The sequence below is a fragment of the Achromobacter sp. AONIH1 genome (assembly GCF_002902905.1).
GTDB lineage: Bacteria > Pseudomonadota > Gammaproteobacteria > Burkholderiales > Burkholderiaceae_B > Achromobacter.
The window spans coordinates 4,815,151-4,836,009 of the sequence record NZ_CP026124.1; the positions used below are offsets into that span (position 1 = coordinate 4,815,151).

Annotated in this window: 18 protein-coding genes and 1 pseudogene; 16 read left to right on the top strand and 3 right to left on the bottom strand. The window is 69.2% G+C overall.

What is annotated here, in order from left to right; genetic code table 11:
* Positions 1-74: 74 nt before the first annotated feature.
* The 5 genes from C2U31_RS22100 (at position 75) to C2U31_RS22120 (ending at position 4,057) form a co-directional block, all read left to right on the top strand.
* Positions 75-878, top strand: coding sequence for an IclR family transcriptional regulator (locus C2U31_RS22100; RefSeq protein ID WP_103276515.1), 804 nt, complete (start codon positions 75-77; stop codon positions 876-878).
* A 260-nt stretch (positions 879-1,138) separates the two neighbouring features.
* Entirely contained in the window at positions 1,139-1,663 is a 525-nt protein-coding gene (locus C2U31_RS22105; protein WP_158658436.1) for a hypothetical protein, read from the top strand.
* The gene (locus C2U31_RS22110; protein WP_103274745.1) at positions 1,660-2,928 is read left to right on the top strand and encodes an FKBP-type peptidyl-prolyl cis-trans isomerase N-terminal domain-containing protein; all 1,269 of its coding nucleotides are present in this window, start codon (positions 1,660-1,662) and stop codon (positions 2,926-2,928) included. Before C2U31_RS22105 ends, C2U31_RS22110 begins: the two co-directional genes overlap by 4 nt.
* 200 nt (positions 2,929-3,128) lie before the next feature.
* A complete protein-coding gene (locus C2U31_RS22115) occupies positions 3,129-3,506 on the top strand; it encodes a VOC family protein (protein ID WP_233772461.1) in 378 nt (125 codons plus the stop codon).
* Between the two features lie 77 nt (positions 3,507-3,583).
* Positions 3,584-4,057, top strand: a complete 474-nt coding sequence (locus C2U31_RS22120) for a DUF2000 family protein (RefSeq protein WP_103274747.1) — start codon at positions 3,584-3,586, stop codon at positions 4,055-4,057.
* Positions 4,058-4,271: 214 nt separating this feature from the next.
* Here the strand turns inward: C2U31_RS22120 and C2U31_RS22125 are convergent, their stop codons facing one another.
* Both C2U31_RS22125 and C2U31_RS22130 read right to left on the bottom strand, forming a co-directional pair.
* On the bottom strand, positions 4,272-5,063 hold the full coding sequence (locus tag C2U31_RS22125) for a hypothetical protein (RefSeq protein WP_103274748.1): 792 nt from the start codon (positions 5,061-5,063) through the stop codon (positions 4,272-4,274).
* A 95-nt stretch (positions 5,064-5,158) separates the two neighbouring features.
* Positions 5,159-6,088: a LysR family transcriptional regulator gene (locus C2U31_RS22130; RefSeq protein WP_103274749.1), complete on the bottom strand. Its 930-nt coding sequence runs from the start codon at positions 6,086-6,088 to the stop codon at positions 5,159-5,161.
* Between the two features lie 378 nt (positions 6,089-6,466).
* On the opposite strand from C2U31_RS22130, the pseudogene C2U31_RS22135 reads away from it, so the two are divergent.
* The 10 genes and pseudogenes from C2U31_RS22135 to C2U31_RS22180 form a co-directional block, all read left to right on the top strand.
* Positions 6,467-7,765, top strand: a pseudogene (locus tag C2U31_RS22135) (3-hydroxyacyl-CoA dehydrogenase NAD-binding domain-containing protein); the annotation flags it as partial.
* A 43-nt stretch (positions 7,766-7,808) separates the two neighbouring features.
* The gene (locus C2U31_RS22140) at positions 7,809-8,987 is read left to right on the top strand and encodes an acetyl-CoA C-acyltransferase (RefSeq protein ID WP_103274750.1); all 1,179 of its coding nucleotides are present in this window, start codon (positions 7,809-7,811) and stop codon (positions 8,985-8,987) included.
* Positions 8,988-9,121: 134 nt separating this feature from the next.
* Positions 9,122-10,312, top strand: coding sequence for an acyl-CoA dehydrogenase family protein (locus tag C2U31_RS22145; protein WP_103274751.1), 1,191 nt, complete (start codon positions 9,122-9,124; stop codon positions 10,310-10,312).
* A gap of 9 nt (positions 10,313-10,321) precedes the next feature.
* Complete coding sequence (locus C2U31_RS22150) at positions 10,322-11,473, top strand: acyl-CoA dehydrogenase family protein (protein ID WP_103274752.1); 1,152 nt, start codon at positions 10,322-10,324, stop codon at positions 11,471-11,473.
* Positions 11,470-13,422, top strand: coding sequence for an acyl-CoA synthetase (locus tag C2U31_RS22155; protein WP_103274753.1), 1,953 nt, complete (start codon positions 11,470-11,472; stop codon positions 13,420-13,422). The genes C2U31_RS22150 and C2U31_RS22155 overlap by 4 nt, the downstream gene beginning before the upstream one ends.
* A 92-nt stretch (positions 13,423-13,514) precedes the next feature.
* Entirely contained in the window at positions 13,515-14,492 is a 978-nt protein-coding gene (locus C2U31_RS22160) for a tripartite tricarboxylate transporter substrate binding protein (protein WP_103274754.1), read from the top strand.
* 166 nt (positions 14,493-14,658) lie between these two features.
* Positions 14,659-15,468 (top strand): MetQ/NlpA family ABC transporter substrate-binding protein, encoded by an 810-nt coding sequence (locus tag C2U31_RS22165; RefSeq protein WP_103274755.1) that lies wholly within the window; start codon positions 14,659-14,661, stop codon positions 15,466-15,468.
* 3 nt (positions 15,469-15,471) lie between these two features.
* Positions 15,472-16,839: an LLM class flavin-dependent oxidoreductase gene (locus C2U31_RS22170; protein ID WP_103274756.1), complete on the top strand. Its 1,368-nt coding sequence runs from the start codon at positions 15,472-15,474 to the stop codon at positions 16,837-16,839.
* Between the two features lie 105 nt (positions 16,840-16,944).
* Positions 16,945-17,631, top strand: a complete 687-nt coding sequence (locus tag C2U31_RS22175; RefSeq protein WP_103274757.1) for a GntR family transcriptional regulator — start codon at positions 16,945-16,947, stop codon at positions 17,629-17,631.
* A 163-nt stretch (positions 17,632-17,794) separates the two neighbouring features.
* A complete protein-coding gene (locus tag C2U31_RS22180) occupies positions 17,795-18,241 on the top strand; it encodes a universal stress protein (protein WP_103274758.1) in 447 nt (148 codons plus the stop codon).
* 73 nt (positions 18,242-18,314) lie between these two features.
* On the opposite strand, the gene C2U31_RS22185 is transcribed toward C2U31_RS22180, so the two are convergent.
* A complete protein-coding gene (locus C2U31_RS22185) occupies positions 18,315-19,190 on the bottom strand; it encodes a LysR family transcriptional regulator (RefSeq protein WP_103274759.1) in 876 nt (291 codons plus the stop codon).
* A 159-nt stretch (positions 19,191-19,349) separates the two neighbouring features.
* Between C2U31_RS22185 and C2U31_RS22190 the strand changes: the two genes are divergently transcribed.
* A complete protein-coding gene (locus C2U31_RS22190; protein WP_103274760.1) occupies positions 19,350-20,855 on the top strand; it encodes an MFS transporter in 1,506 nt (501 codons plus the stop codon).
* Positions 20,856-20,859 lie beyond the last annotated feature (4 nt).

Here is a 20,859-nt window from a genome sequence, read left to right on the forward strand (position 1 = left end):
ATGATGGCCGTCCGCGACTTGCGGACGGATCCGCCACCGGCGGATCCCACCGGAACGAGGTACTGGAGATGAACATGGCCGACGCCCCCGGCGACACCGTGGCGAAACGCACCCGGGGGCTGGACCGCGCGTTCGAGATCCTGGAATTCCTGCGCGTGCGGCGCCAGCCCCTGCGCCCCAACGAGATCGCCGCGGCCATCGGCGCGCCGCGTTCGTCCGTCTATGAGCTGGTCAACCTGCTGCTCGAGCACGGCATGCTCGAATACCAGGGCGGCGACGGGCGCGTATTCCTGGGCCGCCGCCTGTATTTCCTGGGCACGGCCTACGCCGAACAGTTCGACCTCATGCGCGAATGCGACCGCATGCTGGTCCGGCTGGCCGAGGAAACCCGCGAAACTGCGCAAATGTGCCTGCTCGAAGGCAACAAGTACACGGTCGCCATGATGCGCGAGGGCCTGCGGCCGTTCCGCATCTCGTCCAGCGTGGGCGAGCTGGTTCCCATCCCCTGGACCGCGTCGGGCCGGCTGCTGCTGGGGCACCTGTCGGACCCGCAGATCAGCGCGCTGATCCCGCCTGAGGACTTCGTCATGCCCGATGGCGGCCGGCTCGCGGCCGCCGATTTCATCGCCCAGGTCCGGCGCGCCGCCAGCGATGGCTACTTCGCCTTCAACAGCGTGGTCGAAAACTTCACCCACTGCTTCGCCGCGCCCGTCCGCCAGGCCGACGGCGCCTGCATCGCCACGCTCTGCCTGGTGACGCCGCGCGAGGACGGCCTGAACAACCGCGACGCCTATCTCGACAGCCTGCTGCGGGCCGCCCGCGAGATCTCCGAGAAACTGGGCTTCAATCCCTCGCCGGCGCGCGGCTCGCGCGCCTGAACCTCGGCGGCCACTGGCCGCCGCAATCGCTTCCGCGCCCGCATCGCTCGCCACTCGCCACTCGTCGCGCATGGCGCATTGCTGGCGCGGTGCGGCAGCGCTCGCGGCTGGCACTTTGAAACGATGCAATGCATCGATTGCTCGCGACCCGGGTTTCCCCTTGTAAATGCGGGGCAGTCGCCGGGTACCAGTTTCAAATTCAGATTTGTCTTATGCCGCCATTCCGATGGCCATAGTCTAATTCCGTGGCAGAAAAAGCAATGCGCGCACGCCTCCCTCCGGGAGGTCGTTTATTTTCACGCGCCTGTTTTTCGACCCCATGCATCAACCCTGCTCGTGGCCAGACCCAAGACCAAGATCCGCTGCTCGCCTCCCCGCAGAAACTCAGCAAAGCAATCAGAAATTCCCGAGGACGTTTAATGAGATTCCACCTATCCGGCGCAGCCGCCCTGCTCGCGGCGTTCATCCTGACGGGCTGCAACACCATCAGCCCCGCGCGCGTCTCAGAGGAACCCGAGGCACGCAACCAGGAAGAAAAATGCTATCAAGAGTTTTCCGCGCTGAAGAACCTGGATCCGGCGACCTACGAAAAATACCGTGAGCAGATGAATGCCATCGACGAGAACTTCCGGATCTACAAATCCAACGAAACGCTCATCGACGAAAACGCCTCCGAAATCATGCTGACGGAAGTGAAGAAAATGCTCTCCCTGGTTTGCGTTCGAATCAACAGCGCGGTCTATTCCAATATGAGGACCCGCGCCCAAAGCCTGAACAAGCTATGAGAAAGTACGCCTACGCGACGCTTTGCGGCACGCTGCTGTTCTCCGGCAAGGCGGCGTTTGCCATCGAAACCAGCCTGCTGGACCGGCTGGCCCAGGAGCGCATCATCGGCGACGGACAGGCCCGCCCCCAGGCCTATCCCGTTCCCTCACAGCCCGGCGCGCCGCGCGCAGCCAGCCCGGCCCAGGCGCCCAGCGCCAACGCGGAACTCGTCGGCCAATTGCGACAGGCGAACGAACAGCTCCAGGAACTGGAACAGAAGCTGGCCGCGACGGAACAGGGCAACGCGCTGCTCACCGAGCAGCTGGCGCAGCGGCAGGCCCAAGGGAGCCGCTCGCCGGAATCCAGCGCCCTGGCCGCCGAGCAGGAACAGAATCAGGCCCGCATCCGCGAACTGGGCCAGCGGCTTGAAGACGCGCAAGCGCAAAGAGACGCCCTAGCGGCCGAACTCGCCAGCGCCAGGACGGCAACGGCAGGCAACGCCTCCCAAGACAGCGCGCTCAGCGCCGCCCTGGGCACGGCGCGAACCGAGATCGCCAGCCTGAAACAACAGACGGCGGACCTGCAGGCCGCCAACCAGCAGCTCAGGGATCAGCAACTGAGGGACCAGCAGGCCGCGCAATCCGCGCAACAGGCCAAGGCGGACAAGACAGGCGGCGCCGGGCGCGTCGTCATCAACGACGCGGCGCCCAAGGACGTGCGCGTCAGCTATGCCGTCGGCGCCTGGTACGCGGAAAGCGCGCCGCAGGAAACCCAGAAGTTCGCGTCCATCGGCAAGAAGCTGGACCTGCAGGCGTTCTCGCAGGGCTTCACCGACAAGATCAACAATCGCCTGCAGCTGCCCCAGGCCAAACTCTCGGCCGAACTCGACGGCGCGCAACAGCAGCTGGAAACCGCCATGCTGTCCAAGAATGAAAAAGAGAGCAAGGTCCTGCTGGCGGCGGCCGCGAAGGAAAAAGGCGCGGTCAAGATGCCGGACGGCGTGATCTACAGGATTCTCGACAAAGGCAAGTCGCCGAGCGTGTCGGACAAGAACGAAATCCTGTTCGACATCGAAGAACAGCTCTCCACGGGCGAAGAACTGGTCCGGGAAACTCGCAGCAGCCACGTCAAGGACCTGCCGCCGCTGTTCCAGAGCATCGTCAAGCAGCTGGGGCTTGGCGGCTCGGCGAAGATCCTGACCCCCGTGACGCAGGCCCATGCCGCATCGGGCATCCCGCCGGGCACCGTTTCGATCATCACGATCAAGCTGGCCGGCATCAAGTAGACTCAACAGCCTCCCCGCCCAGTGGCTCGCCACGTGCCCACAGCAGCGGATACCGCCAGTTTGTGGATGACTATCCTGGATGCCCCCACCCCGCCTGGGCTGGGGCGCTTCCGGGGTATCGGAAGCAAGTCGACTGCTGACATAAACTGGCAGTGGCAACTCCTAGCATGAGGGCTCATGCAACCACCACGGAGCCCATCTTGCCCTCTCCCATCCCCGCGCGCCTCAACCTGTTCCTGCTGTACGTGGCCGACCCCCTGGCCAGCGTGGCCTTCTACCAACGCCTGCTCGACCGCGAGCCCCTGGACGCCTTTCCCAGCTATGCCGCCTTCGCGCTGGAAGGCGGTCACACGCTCGGCCTGTGGGCCTCGCACCGCGTCAGCCCGCCGCCGCCCGTCTCCGGCCATCGCAGCGAAGTCGCCTTCACCGTCGCCGATGACGACGCGGTGCGGGGCCTGCACGCGCACTGGCAGACGCTGGGCGTGCCCATCGAGCAACCACCTGTCGCCGAAGTCTTCGGATTGACCTTCGTCGCCCTGGATCCCGACGGTCATCGCATCCGCGTCTGCCCGCGCTGAACGTCGCCGTCTTCACGCCCGTTCAAGACCCGGCGCGACGCCCGCGCGAGCATGGCGGCTTTGCCAGGAACCGCGCCATGCACGACCCGACCGCCGCCGGCGGCCCCATCGAATCGCCCGCCACGTCCGCGCCCGTCCCGCCGGAAAAAGTCGTCATCGTGGTGTCGGCCGGCCTGGCCCTGGGCCAGGCGGCCAACGCCGCCGCCTGCATCGCCGCCGGCCTGGGCGCGGGCCTGCCCGGCTGGGCCGCTCGGCCGCTGCGGGATGTGGACGGACTGCAATCATTCGCTATCTCGCACCTGCCCATCATCATCCTCAGCGCCAATGACGCGCAGATGGCCGCGCTGTGCGACCGCCTGCCCATGGAGCCGCCCGTCGGCGGCGGGCTGGCGCTGTTTCCCGCCTATGCGCAAGGCATCCACGACTGCCACGCCTATTGGGAGCGCCACCGGGAATCCGCGCATCGCCGCCTGCCCATGGTGGGCATCGGACTGGCCGGCGCGCGGCGCTGGATCAATGGACTGACGGGCAGCCTGCCGATGCTGCGGTAGTGTGCTGTCCCGTAGATACGTCCGCATGACGAAATTCATCCATAGACGTCAGGGCTAGGCGCAAACCGCAGTGATAAGCGTAGGTATCACGAGGATTTGCAACGACGCCATGGCGGCTAGGGGTGGATTTCGTGCGGGCGTATCTGCGGGACAGCACACTGGGCCGGCACGATGCCACGCGCCCGCGCCGGGCCGTCAAGAACGTCGAAACGCCCTAGCCCTTCTTCGGCGGCTGGGCTTCCAGGAATTCGGCGCAATCCGGCACGGGCGTGGCGGGCCGATACACCGAACCGTCCTCTTTCCATTTGTAGGTGACGGTGTAGCTGCACTGTTTGTCGGCCTGCGGCTGCGACTGCGCCGCCGTCGGCGCCGGCAGCTTGCTCGAATCCGCATAGCGGCTGGCCCCCGCCGGTGCACGCGTGGCCTGAGTGGTGACCTGCAGGTCCGGATACGACTGCCCGCCCGCCACCGCCTTGAGCACGGCGTCGTAGCGATACTGATCCATGCAATTAGCCTCGCGTCGCTGCTGATCCGATTCGTTGAAGCAGGATCGTATCGACGCCTTGGCGCTAAGGGGCATCACGTGCACCAGGCCCGAGACCTTCTGGTCCAGATCGACCATGAACAGGTACAGGTCCTTGCGCGAGAAACTGCCGCCCGAAAACTGGATTTCCTGCTTGTAGTCCGGCGCGGCGGGGCCGATCACGCCAACCAGGGCGCGCTCCTCGCTCAGGCGTATCAGGTGCGGCCAGACGGTGAAGTTGGAAAAGTTCGGAATATCCGGCAAGTCCCAGATGCGGTAATCGGCGCGCAGGCTACGGCTGGACGCAAAGGGACCGTTGTCCTCGAATCCGCCGTCCAGCTTGATCCCGACGCACCAATCGGCCTGCTCATTGCAGTACAGCTTGTTCTGCGGGTTCAGCTTCAACGCTTCGACATCGGGCTGGGCCGCGGCGGCAAGGGCGGGCAAGGCGGCGCACATCAGCAGCGCAAGGGTCTTCTTCATCGTGGTACCTGGCGGGCGGGAATACGGTGGCGCATTGTGGCGCAGTTTTTCCAGTGGGGCGTCACCAATTGTTTAAATGGCAACGAATTCTCGGTTCAGCCCGCAACGCCCAGCAGGCCGGGTTGCCCCTCATGCGCGGCCTGGGCGCGCCGCAGGATGTACTCGATCATCATCGCGATGGCGCGCGGATGGTGGCGGTTAGGCATGTACAGCATATACATGGCGCGACCGAAGATGCTCAGCCGCCAGTCCGGCAGCGCCTGCAGCAGCTCGCCACGCGCCACGTCCTCGTGCACCACGTAGTCGGGCACGATGCCCACGCCCAGACCGGCGCGCATGGCGTCGCGCAGGAAGGCGTAATTGCGCGAGAGCACGGTGGGCTCCAGCACCACATGCTGCCGTGGCTGGCCGCCGTAATAGGCCGACAGCCGCAGCGGCCGGCCGATGACGGCGGCGCTGATGACGGGGCGGCGCGCCAGGTCCTCGGGCATCGCGGGCAGCCCCTTGGCCTCGGCATAGGCGCGCGAGGCGCAGGCCACGTAGCGGACCTGTCCCAGTTCACGCGCCACCAGGTTCTGCGGCGGTTCCGACATGATGCGCACCGCGATGTCGACCTCGTCGCGCAGCAGATCGTCCACGCTGTTCTCGAACAGCACGTCCAGCACGATGTCGGGATAGTCGCGCTTGAACTCCAGCAGCCAGGGCGTCATGACGAACTGGCCGTAGCCGCTGGGCACGCTGAGCCGGACCTTGCCCTGCGGCGTCTTGCCCAGGCTCTGCACCGACTCGCGCGCGGCGACCAGCTCGTCCTGGATGCTGCGGCCGTGCTGGTAGAGCTTCAGCCCGATCTCGGTGGCTTCCACGCGGCGCGTGCTGCGCCGCACCAGCTGCATGCCGACCGACCGCTCCAGCTGGCTCAGGTGGTAGCTGACATTGGCGCGGGTCATCTTGAGCCGGCGCGCGGCCTCGCTCAGATTGCCCGCGTCCAGGATCTCCACCAGCAGGGTCAGGGATTTGGTGTCCATGTCGGCCTATCGTCGTTCGATTGCGTTCCGCTGCATTGTCAAATTTTATTGATCGCTGTGTCAATTATTGATGGCATTGTCAAGACTTCTTTGCTGATTAAGAATTAGGCGCAGGGCCTGGATCGTTTCAAACGGTCCATGAATCCAGCCCTTACGCCGCGCCCCCAGGGGCCTGTCGCCTGCGATGGCGGCCCGGCGATGAAGAAACCGGCCACGGAGATGGCCAAGGAGACGCAAGCCATGACAGCCCAAGCCAGCGCCGGCACGCGCCACGCGGACGGACCCGCCGCCGGGGGTCCCCGATCACCTTCCGTGGACGCCCAGGTCAGCGCCGCGCTGGACGCGGCCCTGCGCGAGGCCGGCCCGGACCCGGTGACGCGCGCCGCCATCGAGCACGCCTTCCATGCCGAGCGGCTGACCTGGCGCATTCCCGAGCTGGAGCAGGCCAGGCCGCGCCGGCTGGAGCGCGTCGGCGTGGTGGGCGGCGGCACCATGGGCGCGGGCATCGCCGTGGCGCTGCTGGACGCGGGGCTGCCGGTGGTGATGGTCGAGCAGGACGAGGCGGCGCTGGCGCGCGGCCGCGCGCGGGTCGATCAGGTCTACGCGCGGCTGGTCGGCAAGGGCCGCATGAGCGAGGAAGAACGCGCGGCCCGCATGGCCCGCTGGCAAGGCGCCATCACGTATGACGCGCTGGACGAGGCCGACCTGATCATCGAGGCCGTGTTCGAGGACATGGACGTCAAGCTGGCGGTGTTCGCCGAGTTGGACCGCGTGGCGCGGCCGGGCGCGGTGCTGGCGACCAATACGTCCTATCTGGACATCAACCGCATCGCGCGCGCCACGCGCGGGCCGGCCGACGTACTGGGCCTGCATTTCTTCTCGCCGGCCAACATCATGAAGCTGCTGGAGGTGGTGGCGGGCCAGTCGACCGCGCCCGACACCGTGGCCACCGGTTTCGAACTGGCGCGGCGACTGGGCAAGACGCCCGTGCGGGCCGGCGTCTGCGACGGCTTCATCGGCAACCGCATCCTGGCCGTGCACCGGCAGGCGGCCGACCTGATGATGCAGGACGGCGCCTCGCCCTACGAGATCGACGCGGCCGTGCGCGCCTTCGGCTATCCCATGGGCCCGTACCAGATGGCCGACCTGGCTGGCGGCGACATCGGCTGGGCCACGCGCAAGCGCCGCGCCGCCACGCGCGACCCGGCGCTGCGCTACGTGCGCATTCCCGACCTGCTTTGCGAGCGCGGCTGGTTCGGCCAGAAGAGCGGACGCGGCTTCTACCTGTACCCGGACGGCGCGCGCCAGGGCGAGCCCGATCCCGAAGTGCTGGCCCTGATCGACGAGGAACGCCGCCGCGCCGGTGGATCGCCCCGGGCATTCTGCCAGGACGAGATCCAGCGTCGCTACCTGGCCGCCATGATCAACGAGGCCGCCAACGTGCTGCGCGAGGGCATCGCGCTGCGCCCCTCGGATATCGACGTGGTGTTCCTGTACGGCTACGGCTTTCCCCGGCTGCGCGGCGGCCCCATGCACTACGCCGACAGCGTGGGCCTGGAGCGCGTGCTGGCCGATGTGCGCGCCTATGCGGCAGAGGATCCGGCGTTCTGGAAGCCCTCGCCGCTGCTGGCCGAGCTGGCGGCATCCGGGCGCGGTTTCGCCAGCCTGAACCGTTGAACGCGGCGCCGCCCGCCCCTTCCCCTTCCTGCGAGTACGCGACATGAGAGAAGCCGTCATCGTCTCCACCGCACGCACGCCCATCACCAAGGCGCAGCGCGGCGAATTCAACCTGATCGCCGGTCCCACCCTGGCGGCGCACGCCGTGCGCGCCGCGGTGGAACGCGCCGGCCTGGACCCGGCCCTGATCGAGGACGCGCTGATCGGCTGCGGCTATCCCGAGGGCGCCACCGGCCGCAACATCGGCCGCCAGGCCGTGATCCGCGCCGGGCTGCCCGAGTCCGTGGGCGGCGCCACCATCAACCGCTACTGCGCCTCGGGCCTGCAGGCCATCGCTTCGGCGGCCGCGCGCATCGTGATGGACGGCGCGCCGGCCATGATCGCCGGCGGCGTCGAATGCGTTTCGCAGATCCGCACCCGCGACGACGGCGTCAGCGGTCTGGATCCGTGGCTGCTGGCGCACAAGCCCGAGCTGTACCTGCCCATGATCGAGACCGCCGACATCGTCGCCGCCCGCTACGGCATCAGCCGCGAGGCGCAGGACCGCTACGCGGCGCAAAGCCAGCAGCGCACCGAGGCGGCCCAGGCCGCCGGCCGCTATCGGGAAGAGATCATTCCGGTCACCACGGTCATGGCCGTGACCGACCGCGCCACCGGAGCCGCCAGCGAGCGCGAAGTCACCGTGGACCGCGACACCTGCAACCGCCCCGGCACGACCTACGAGGCGCTAGCCGCGCTCAAGCCGGTTCGCGGGGACGGCCAGTTCGTCACGGCCGGCAATGCCTCGCAGCTGTCCGACGGCGCGGCCGCCTGCGTGCTGATGGAAGCGGCCGAGGCCCGCCGCGCCGGCATCGCGCCGCTGGGCGTCTTCCGGGGCCTGGCCATCGCCGGCTGCGAGCCCGACGAGATGGGCATCGGCCCCGTCCATGCCGTGCCAAAACTGCTGGCGCGGCATGGCTTGAAGGTGGACGACATCGACCTGTGGGAGCTGAACGAAGCCTTCGCCTCGCAAGTGCTGTACTGCCAGCAGCGCCTGGGCATTCCAATGGAACGACTGAACGTGAACGGCGGCGCCATCGCGCTGGGACATCCCTTCGGCGTCACCGGCGCGCGGCTGGCCGGCCATGTGCTGCTGGAAGGTCGCCGCCGGGGCGCGCGGTACGCGGTGGTCACGATGTGCGTGGGCGGCGGCATGGGCGCCGCCGGATTGTTCGAAATGTAGAGCCCACCCCGAGCGCTACGCGCTCCCCTCAAGGGGCGCCGCTACGGACCGGCAAAGCCGGCTCCGTGCGGCCCCGGTCGAGGGCACCGATTTTCTTGCGACGATATTGGCGCACAGCGCCACGGATGACTGATATGGATCTGGAATTCACTGCCGAAGAAACCGCGTTCCGCGACGAGGTGCGGGCCTTCCTGGCCGCGCAACTGCCGGCCGCGCTGTCCGACAAGGTGTTGCGCGGCAGGCCGCTGACGCGCGAGGACATGGCTGGCTGGCACGCCGTGCTGAACCGGCGCGGCTGGCTGGCCAGCCATTGGCCGGTGGAGTACGGCGGCACCGGCTGGAGCAGCACGCAGAAGTTCATCTTCGATAACGAGTGCGCGCTGGCCGGTGCGCCGCGCATCGTGCCCTTTGGCCTGAGCATGCTGGGACCGGTGCTGATCAAGTACGGCAGCGAGGCACAGAAGCGCCATTGGCTGCCGCGCATCCTGGACGGCACGGACTGGTGGTGCCAGGGCTATTCCGAGCCGGGCGCGGGGTCCGACCTGGCCGCCGTCCAGACCACGGCGGTGCGCGATGGCGACGATTACATCGTCAACGGCCAGAAGACCTGGACCACGCTGGGCCACTACGCCAACATGATCTTCTGCCTGGTGCGCACCTCGCACGAGGGCCGGCGCCAGGAAGGCATCAGCTTCCTGCTGATCGACATGCGCAGCCCGGGCGTGGAAGTACGCCCCATCATCACGCTGGACGGCGAGCACGAGGTCAACGAGGTGTTCTTCTCGAACGTGCGGGTGCCGGCCGCGAACCTGGTGGGCGAGGAAAACCGGGGCTGGACCTGCGCCAAGTACCTGCTGACCTATGAACGCACCAACATCGCCGGCGTCGGGCAGTCGACGGCGGCGCTGGCCCGCTTGAAGGCCGTGGCCGCGCGCCAGCGCCGCAACGGCCGCCCGCTGGCCGACGACCCCGACTTCGCCGCGCGCCTGGCGCGGGTGGAGATCGAACTGGCCAACATGCGCACCACCAACCTGCGCGTGGTGGCCGCCGTCGCGGGCGGCGGCGCGCCGGGCGCGGAAAGCTCGATGCTGAAGATACGCGGCACCCTGATCCGCCAGGAAATCACCGCGCTGAACCGCCGCGCCATGGGTCCTTATGCCCGGGTCGGCGACGGCGGGACGCTGCATGGCGCCGACACGCCCATCGGGCCGGACGGCGCCGACACCGCCTCGGCGCAATACTTCAACAACCGCAAGCTGTCGATCTTCGGCGGCTCCAATGAAATCCAGAAAAACATCATCGCCAAGATGATCCTGGGACTGTGAGGGCCGGCCATGAATTTTGAGCACACCGAAGACCGCCGCATGCTGTCCGACATGCTGCGGCGCTTTGTCGCCGAGCAGTACGACATCGCCACGCGCCACCGCAACGCCGGCGCCGAGCGCGGCCATAGCCCGGAATTCTGGCGCCGCTATGCCGAGCTGGGCGCCATCGGCGCGCTGTTCGCCGAGCGCGACGGCGGCTTGGGCGGCGCCGGTTTCGACATCGCCGTGGTGTTCGAGGCGCTGGGGCGCGGCCTGGTGGTCGAGCCCTTCCTGGACGCGCTCATGGTGGGCAGCGCCATCGCCCAGGCCGGCACGCCGGCGCAGCGCGAATCGCTGGACGGCCTGATCGCCGGCGAGCAGGTCGCGGCGCTGGCCTGCGCCGAGCCGGATGCCGGCTACGAACTGTCGCGCGTCTCGACCCACGCCGAGCGCGACGGCGCGGGCTGGCGGCTGCGCGGGACCAAGGCCGTGGTCAACGCCGGCGGGCACGCCGACCTGTACCTGGTGTCGGCGCGCACGTCCGGCGCCGGAGACGAGGAAGACGGCATCAGCCTGTTCCTGGTCGAGGCCAGCGCGCCGGGCCTGAGCGCCCGTGGCTACGCGCTGGTCGACGGCGGCCGCGCGGCCGAGCTGACGCTGGACCAGGTGCGCGTGCCGCAAGCGGCGCTGCTGGGCCAGGCCGGCGCCGGCCACGCGCTGCTGGAACACGCTACCGGACGCGGCCTGCTGGCGCTGTGCGCCGAGGCCCTGGGCGCGATGGACTGCGCCCGCGACGCCACGCTGGAATATCTGCGCACGCGCCGCCAGTTCGGCGCGCCCATCGGCAGCTTCCAGGCGCTGCAGCACCGCATGGCCGATCTGTTGCTGGAGATCGAGCAGGCGCGTTCGGCGGTGATCAACGCCGCCACCGCGCTCGACCTGCCCGACCGGCTGGCGCGCGAACAGGCGCTGTCGGCGGCCAAGTACACCATCGGCCGGATCGGCACGCTGGTGGCCGAGGAAAGCATCCAGCTGCACGGCGGCATCGGCATGACCTGGGAACTGCCGCTGGCCCACTACGCCAAGCGGCTGGTCATGATCGACCACCAGCTGGGCGACGAGGACCACCATCTGCGGCGCTACATCGCGCTGGGCCGCCAACGCGACCGGAGCGCATCATGACCGCCGGCACCGCCCCGCCCGTCACGCAAACGCAGGAGCCGCCGCTGGCGCCGCCCTTCGCCGCGCCCTTCCCGGTGCGCGGCATCGACGACGTGCGACGGCTGGCGGCCCGGCCCCTGGCCGAGACGCTGACGGTGCAAAGCACCTACGAGATCTTCCGCAACTCGGCCGCCGCCTTTGGCGACCGGACGGCCCTGACCTTCCTGAAGACCGCCGACCCGGACGGCGATACGGTGAGTTGGAGCTATCGCGAACTGCTGGCCGGCATCCACCAGACGGCCAACCTGCTGCACAGCCTGGGGCTGGGCCCGCGCGACGCCGTCGGCATCCTGCTGCCCGGCTGCCTGGAATACCACCTGGCGCTATGGGGCGGCGAGGCGGCCTGCGCGGTGCAGCCGCTGAATCCGCTGCTATCCGAGGACAAGCTGGCGGCGCTGCTGAACGCCACCGGCGCGCGCGCGCTGATCGCCTACGGCGCCGAGGCCGACTGCGAATCCTGGACCAAGGCGCTGCGCCTGCGCGAGCGCGTGCCCAGCCTGCGCAGCCTGCTGCGCGTCGCGCCTATGGACGAGCCCGCGTCGGCGCGGCCGGCGCTGCCGGAAGGCGCGCTGGACTTCAACGCCGCGCGCGCCGCCATGCCGGCCGACCGGCTGGCCAGCGGCCGTCGCATCCAGGGCAGCGACGTGGCCGCCTATTTCCATACGGGCGGCACCACAGGCGCGCCCAAGCTGGCCATCCACACGCACGCCAACCAGGTCTTCACCGCCTGGGCCGCGGTGCAGCTGCAAAACGCCGGCCCCGGCGATGTGGTCATCAACGGCTATCCGCTGTTCCACGTGGCCGGCGCCCTGCCCGCCTCGCTGGCCGCGCTGTCGGCCGGCGTCGCCACCATCATCCCCACGACGCAGCTGCTGCGCAACCGCGAGGTGCTGCGCAATTACTGGCGCCTGGTCGAGCGCCATCGCGCCACCTCGCTGCAGGGCGTGCCGACCATCCTGGCGGCGCTGGCCGAGGTGCCGCTGGACGGCGCGGACATTTCCTCGCTGCGCTACTGCCGCACTGGCGCCGCGCCGCTGCCGGCCGAACTGGCCGCGCGCTTCGAGCGGCAATTCGGCCTGCACGTCAACGAAAGCCTGGGCATGACCGAAATGGCCGGCATCTCGTCCATCAGCCCACCTGGCTCGGCTTTTCCGGTCAACTGCGTGGGCTTTCCGCTGCCCTATGTACAGGTGCGCATCGCCACGCTGGACGCCGCCCCCGGCAGGCCGGCGCGCGACCTGCCGCCCGGCGAGGCCGGCATGGTGCTGTTCAAGGCGCCCAACGTGATCCCCGGCTTCGTCGATCCGGCGGACACCGCACAAGCCTTCACCGAGGATGGCTGGCTCATCAGCGGCGACATCGGCCGGCTGGACGAACAAGGCCGGTTGCATCTGCAAGGCCGGGCCAAGGACCTGATCATCCGGGGCGGCCACAACATCGATCCCAAGACCATCGAGGACGCGCTGGCCTCGCATCCGGCCGTGCGCCTGTGCGCTGCCGTCGGTGCGCCGGACGCCTATGCCGGCGAGCTGCCGGTCGCCTTCGTCACGCTGGCCGAGGAGGCCCGGATCACCGAGGCCGAACTGCTGGCCCATGCCGCCGCCACGGTCGACGAAGGCCCGGCGCGGCCGCGCCGCGTCATCGTGCTGGAACAGATGCCCATGACCAATGTGGGCAAGATCTACAAACCCGACCTGCGCCGCCTGGCCGTCGCCGTATCGGTCCAGGCGCTGGTGGCGCAGTCGCTGCGCGAAAGCGGCCTGCCCGAGGACAGCCCCTGCCTGCGCGTGCTGACCGACGCGCAGCCGCAGGTCGCGGTACAGGCCCTGCCGGACGCGCCCGCGGCCCTGCGGGCACGGCTGCGCGAGACGCTGGCGCGGCTGCCCGTGTCCGTGCCGCTGCTTGAATGAACACGGAAAAAGACGAGCACGCACAGACGCGCAACCCGCCAGGACGCGGCCCCGGGGGCCGCGCCCGCGCATCCCCCAAGGAGACTCCCGCCATGTCCATGCAGCCCCTGCGCCGCGCCCTGCTCGGCGCCGCCCTGTACGCGCTCGCCACCGCCCTGCCGGCCGCCGCGCAAAGCGCCTTTCCCGCCAAGCCGGTCACGCTGATCGTGCCCTTTCCTGCCGGCGGCTCCACCGACCGCCACCTGCGCATCGTGGCGCAGGACGCATCCAAGTACCTGGGCCAGCCCGTCATCGTGGAAAACCGGCCGGGCGCCGGCGGCACGCTGGGGCCGGCCAACATGGCCAAGACCGCCAAGCCGGACGGCTACACCATTTCGCTGTACACCCTGGCCATGCTGCGCATGCCCTACATGCACAAGACCAACTGGGACCCGATCAACGATTTCACCTTCATCATCGGCCTGTCGGGCTATACCTTCGGCTTCACCGTGCGCGCCGATTCTCCGTACAGAACCTTCAACGACTACATCGAGGCCGCGCGCAAGGCCCCCGGCAGCATCGACTACGGCTCGACCGGCGCGGGCTCGTCGCCGCACCTGCTGATGGAGGAAGTGGCGCGCAACGCCGGCGTCCAGCTGAACCACGTGCCGTTCAAGGGCAATGCCGACATGCAGCAGGCGCTGTTGGGCGGACACGTGATGGCGCAAAGCGACGCCTCCGGCTGGGACCAGTTCGTCGACGCCGGCAAGATGCGCCTCCTGGTCACTTTCGGCGAGCAGCGCACCACGCGCTGGCCCGACGTGCCCACGGCCCAGGAGCTGGGCTACAAGGTCGTGTCGACCTCGCCCTACGGCCTTGCCGGCCCCAAGGGCATGGACCCGGCCGTGGTGCGGACCCTGCACGACGCTTTCAAGCGCGCGCTGTACGACCCGGCCAGCCTGGAGGTGATGCAGCAGTTGAACCAGCAGCCCGCCTATCGCGACAGCCAGGACTACCGCGAATGGGCGCGCGCGACCTACGCCAAGGAAAAGGACCTGATCGAGGCGCTGGGCCTGATGGCCAAAGACTGACGCGCCCTCGCCCTGCCCTGATTGGTTCCGGATTCCCGGCTTAAGCAAATGAGAATTCCTTGTTTGTTCGGCCTGTCCGCGCCGTACCACAATGCACGCCTTTTCCGCCGCCGCGCCGCCTGGCGCGGCGCGGCAACCGCAGTGATGGAGCAGCAACGTGGCAGGCATGAAAGGAATCATCCGGGCGGGCATGGCGGCATTGGCCGCCGTCGCCCTGTTGGGCGGCGGCGCGGCGCGCGCCGACAAACCGCTGACGCTGGGCGTGTCGGTGGGCCTGGGCAATGTGGCGATGGAAATCGCGGTGCGCGAGGCGCGGGCCCAGGGGCTGGACGTCAAGCTGGTGGAGTTTTCCGACTACATCAGCCAGAACGAGGGCGTGAACGACGGCTCGCTGGACGCGAACTACTACCAGCACCTGCCCTATCTGGAAAGCATGATCGCCGCCAAGGGCTACAAGCTGGTGCCGGTGGCGCTGGGCTACACGTCGCGGATGGCGATCTATTCCAAGAAGCACCGCGCGCTGGCCGAGCTGCCCGACGGCGCCGCCATCGCCTACCCCAATGATCCGGTCAACACCGGCCACGCCCTGCTGATCCTGCAGGAAGCCGGCCTCATCACGCTCAAGCCGGACGTGGGCACCAAGGCCACGCTGCGCGACGTCACGGCCAATCCGCGCAAGCTGCGCTTTCGCGAGCTGGAAGGCAGCATCGTGGCGCGCGCGCTGGACGACGTGGACGCGGCCGTCATCTATCCGGGCTTCGTCGCGGTGGCCGGCGTCAATCCGGAATCGGCGCTCTACGCCGAGAAGGACAGCTCGCGCTATGCCATCCGCTGGGTCACGCGGCCGGAAAACGCCCAGGACCCGCGCCTGCTGAAGTTCATCGCCATCTATCAGGGCTCGGAGGAAGTGCGCGCCACGCTGCGCCGCCTGTACCACGACCTGATCGCCTTCCCCTGGCTGGAACAGGCGGGCTGAGACATGGGCAAGCAGATCCGGCTCAATGCCTTCGACATGAACACCGTCGGGCACATCGCCCACGGCTACTGGGCGCATCCGCGCGACCAGTCGCGCAACTACCGCGACCTGGACTACTGGGTCGAGCTGGCCGGCATCCTGGAGCGCGGCAAGTTCGACGGCCTGTTCCTGGCCGACACGCTGGGCATGGTGGACGGGCTGGAAAGCGATCCCGGCATCACGCTGCGCGAGGCGGTGCAGGCGCCGATGAACGATCCGCTGCTGCTGGTGTCGGCGATGGCCCACGCCACGCGCCACCTGGGCTTCGGCGTCACCGCCAATCTCAGCCACGCCTATCCTTATGTATTCGCGCGCAGCATGTCCACGCTGGACCACCTGACGCGCGGACGCATCGGCTGGAACATCGTCACCGGCCACCAGGCCAGCGCCGCGCGCGCCCTGGGCCAGGAGCTGGCCGCGCACGACGACCGCTACGCCATCGCCGACGATTTCATGGAAGCCGTCTACAAGCTGTGGGAAGGCAGCTGGGACGACGATGCGGTGCGCGTGGACCGTGAGCGGCGCATCTTCGCCGACCCCGCCGGGATCCGCGTGCAGCGGCACGCCGGGCCGTACTACCGCTATGAGGGCGCGCACCTGTCCGAACCCTCGCCGCAGCGCACGCCGGTGCTGTATCAGGCCGGCGCCTCCAGCCGGGGCCAGCGCTTCGCCGCCGCGCACGCCGAATGCGTGTTCCTGACCGGCGCGCAGCCGGCGGTGCGTGACATCGTCGCCGCGCTGCGCAAACAGGTCCAGGACGCCGGCCGCCGGCGCGAGGACATCCAGGTCTACGCCATGGCCACCGTCATCGTCGGCGAAACCGACGCCCAGGCCTGGGAAAAGCACGCCGAATACGCGCGCTACGCCAATCCCATGGCGGCGCTGGCGCATTACGGCAGCCAGGTCCACATCGATTTCTCGCGCTACGGCCTGGACGAGCCGATCCAGGCACAGGCCACGCAGGGCATCCAGACCCTGCTGGACTCGATCACCACGCGCAGCGCGCAGACCTGGACCGTGCGCAAGCTGCTGGCGCAGATGCAGAACGGCTACCGGCTGCCGCCCATCGTAGGCAGCCCGCAGACCGTGGCCGACGCGCTGGCGGGCTGGATGCGCGAGACCGACATCGACGGCTTCAACCTCACCCGCCTGGTCGCGCATGAAAGCCTGCGCGACTTCGTTGACCTGGTGGTGCCCGAGCTGCAATCGCGCGGCATCTACAAGGAAGACTACGCGCCCGGCACGCTGCGCGAAAAGCTGTTCAGCGCGGGCGCCGCGCGGCTGCCGGCCTCGCATCCGGCCGCCAGCCACCGGCCCGGTCGCGCCGGTTGAAGCCGGGCGCGCCGGTCGCGCGGACGCGGACATGAGAGCCGAAAAACGGAGTTTGATAGACTGGCGGCCCCACGCCCGCACCCGCCGGCCCGCAGGCCGCCGCCCATGACCCAGCACGCCACCCCAGACCCCAGCGCCGACGACATCGCCAAGGATGTCGCGGCCGCCATCGTCGCGCACCGTCTGCCGCCAGGCACCCGCCTGCGCGAGGAGGCGCTGGGCCGGGCCTACCAGGTCAGCCGCACCAAGATCCGCGCCGCGCTGCTGATGCTGTCCAAGGACAAGCTGATCAATATCGTGCCGGACAAGGGCGCCTTCGTCAGCAAGCCCAGCGCCGACGAGGCGCGCGAGGTCTATGCCGTGCGCCGCATCCTGGAAACCGCGCTGGCGCGCGAGTTCACGGCCCGCGCCCGCCCGGCCGACTTCCGCCGCATCGAGGCCCACCTGGCCCGGGAACGCCAGGCGCTGGAGAGTGGCGACGCGCAGGCGCGCAACCGCCTGCTGGGCGACTTCCACCTGCTGCTCGCCGAGATCGTCGGCAACCAGGTGCTCACCGACATGCTGCGCGAGCTGCTGGCGCGCAGCGCCGTCATCACCGCGCTGTACCAGAGCACGCACGACGCCGGCTGTTCCTCGCGCGAGCACCGTGCCTTCATCCAGGCCGCGCGCAAGGGCGACGCCGACGCCGCCAGCGCCCTGATGGACGAACACCTGCGCCATGTGCTGGACGCCCTGGATTTCCAGGCCGGCGCGCAAGGCGACGCCGACCTGGTCACCGCGCTGTTGCGCTGACGCGCCGTCCCCTCGTCCGCTTGATCCAGCGCAAGGCGCGGCGCCGGCAAGCCGATACAGTGTTACATGCAGCCGGCGTCCGCCGGATGCCGCGTCAGGCGCCCCGCGCGGGCGGCCAGCGCCGCGCGCCCGCAACAACCACACGCATGCCGGGAGACGCTTCATGTACAAACACATCCTGATCCCCACCGACGGTTCCGCCCTGTCCAATGAGGCGCTGGTCCGCAGCCTGCAACTGGCCAAGACCTTCGGCGCCGCCGTCACGATCCTGACGGTGGAAGAACCGTTCCATGTGTTCTCGATGGGCTCGGCCCAGCTGGCCGCCAGCCTGAACGACTACCAGGACCAGATCCGCGCCCAGGCCGAACGGCTGCTGAACGATGCCGCCGCCCAGGCGCGCGAGCTGGGCCTGTCCTGCGAGACCTTGCGGGTTTCGCACGAAGACCCGTATCAGGCCATCATCGACGCCGCCGCCAAGCGCGGCTGCGACCTGATCGCCATGGCCTCGCACGGCCGCCGTGGCATGGCCGCCGTGGTACTGGGCAGCCAGACCCAGAAGGTGCTGACGCACTCGACCACGCCGGTGCTGGTGTATCGCAAGCCGTCCTGATGTGCGCGTCGCGCGGCGGCCATGCGCCGTCCGCGTGGCCAGGCGCGCGTCCGGCGTCGGGCGCAGGCTGCCGCTAGCCGCCGGCGCGCAGCAGCTGTTCCATACGCCCCAGGATCCAGCTGGCGGCGGCGCCGGGCTCGGCGCCCTGCAGCCATAGCGCCCGCACCGACAGCGGCGGCAAGGCAAGGCCCGCGCAGGGCACGCTCGCGAGCTGGTCGCGGTAGACCTCGTATTCGGCGATGTTCAGCGGCAGGATGGCCCAGCCCAGGCCATCCACGGCCATGCTCGCGATGCTGTAGGAGCTGTCGGCGCGCCAGACCATCGGGCTCAGCACCCGCTCGTCCACGCCCTCCATCTTCATCACCAGCTGCCGATGCCGGGCCAGGTCGGCGCGCGTGGCTCGCGCCAGGCCGGCCAGCGGATGCGAGCGCGACACGAACACGCCCTGGGCCACGCGGCCCAGATACCGCTCGGCGAAAGCGGGACCCGGATCGCCCCGGTCGAGATGGCAGCCCAGGCTGGCGCGGCCGGCCGCCACGTAGTCGGCGACCTCGGTCGCCGTGCCGTTGAGCTGGGTCAGTTCCAGCGCCGGAAAGCGTTCGGCGATTTCCTTGGCCAGATCGGCCAGCACCAGCGAAGGCAGCGCCTCGTCCAGCGCCACCGACAGGCGCGCCTCCTGGCCCGAGGCGAAGGACAGCGCACGTTGCTGCAAACCATCGGCCTGCCGCAACAGTTCCAGCGCTTCCTGCAGCAGCACTTCGCCGGCCGGCGTCAGCGTGGCATTGCGGCGCGAACGATCGAACAGTTCCACGCCCAGGTCGGCCTCCAGCAGGCCCACCGCCGTGCTGACGGCGGATTGCGCCTTGCCCAGCTGGCGCGCGGCCGCCGAGAACGAACCTTGGGCGGCCGCGGCGGCGAAATGCCTGAGCTGTTCCAACGTCCAGTTCATGATTCGCCCTATCCATCCATTAAGTAGATGGATTCTAACTTTTTTCAATCAAATGGAAGATCGATAATCCGAGCCCGGAACCCGGCCCTCGCGGCCTGCCCGGCGGCGTCCGCCGCTGGCGATCCCAGGTTCCATCAGGTAGATACAAGGAGCAGGACCATGCAGCGCACCCCGACCAACGCCGCCGTGGCCGCACCCGGCCGCTGGCTGGTGCTGGCCATCGTCTCCAGCGCATTGCTGCTGATCGTGATCGACATGACGGTGCTGTACACGGCATTGCCGCGGCTCACTCACGACCTGGGCGTGTCGGCCTCGGCCAAGCTGTGGATCGTCAACATCTATGCCCTGGTCGTGTCCGGCCTGTTGCCGGGCATGGGCACGCTAGGCGACCGGCTCGGCCACAAGCGCCTGTTCATGGCCGGCCTGGCGGTCTTCGGCCTGGCCTCGCTGGCCGCCGCCTACTCGCCCTCCGCCGGCTGGCTGATCGCGGCGCGCACGCTGTTGGCGGTGGGCGCGGCGATGATGATGCCCGCCACGCTGTCCATCCTGCGACTCACCTTCACCGACGAGCGCGAGCGCGCCATCGCCATCGGCGTCTGGGCCTCGGTGGCGTCCGGCGGCGCGGCGTTCGGCCCCGTCCTGGGCGGCGTGCTGCTGGAGCATTTCTGGTGGGGCTCGGTGTTCCTCATCAATCTGCCCATCGTGCTGCTGGCGCTGCCGCTGGCCTGGCGGCTGGTGCCGGCCAGCCGGCCCGACCGCAGCCGGCCCTGGGACCTGGTGGGATCGTTGCAGATCATGGCCGGCCTGATCCTGTGCGCCTATGCGCTCAAGCAGCTGGGCATGGCCTCGCCGTCCTGGCTGCATGCCGGCCTGGCCTGCGCGGCGGGCGTGGCGATGCTGGTGGTGTTCGCGCGGCGCCAGCGCGCGCGGCCCTATCCGTTGATCGACTTCACGCTGTTCCGCAACCCCGTCTTCAGCTCGGCCGTGGCCACGGCGCTGTTCGCCGCCGCCGCGCTGCTGGGCATGGAACTGGTCTTCAGCCAGCGCCTGCAGCTGGTGCAGGGCATGTCGCCGATGCAGGCCGCGCTGTACATCCTGCCGCTGTCGCTGGCCGCCTTCGTGGCCGGCCCGCTGGCCGGCTGGATGCTGCCGCGCGTGGGCAGCCGGCGGATGCTGATTTCGTCGCTGCTGGTCTCGGGCGCCGGCATGGGCGGCTACCTGCTCAGCTACGACGCCGCGCTGATCCCGCAGATAGCCAGCCTGTGCGTGCTCGGCGCCGGCATCGGCGCCGCCATGACCGCCGCGTCCGGCACCATCATGCAGAGCGCGCCCGTGGAGCGCGCCGGCATGGCCGCCTCGGTCGAGGAGGTGTCGTACGAGCTGGGCGGCGCGCTGGGCGTGACGCTGATGGGTTCCATCCTGTCCGGCGTGTACGCGCAGTCGCTGGACGTGCCGGTCGGCGTCGCCGCCTCGCCGGCGCGCGACAGCCTGGACGAAGCGCTGATCGTGGCCGATCAGCTGTCAGCCGAACTGGGAGGCGCCCTGGCGCAGCTGGCGCGCACCGCGTTCGACGCGGGCTATACCGCCGTGCTGGCCAGCTGCACGGCGATGCTGCTGGGCGCGGCGGTCGTCGTGCTGCTGAAAGGCCGCCGCGGCGCGGCCTGACGGC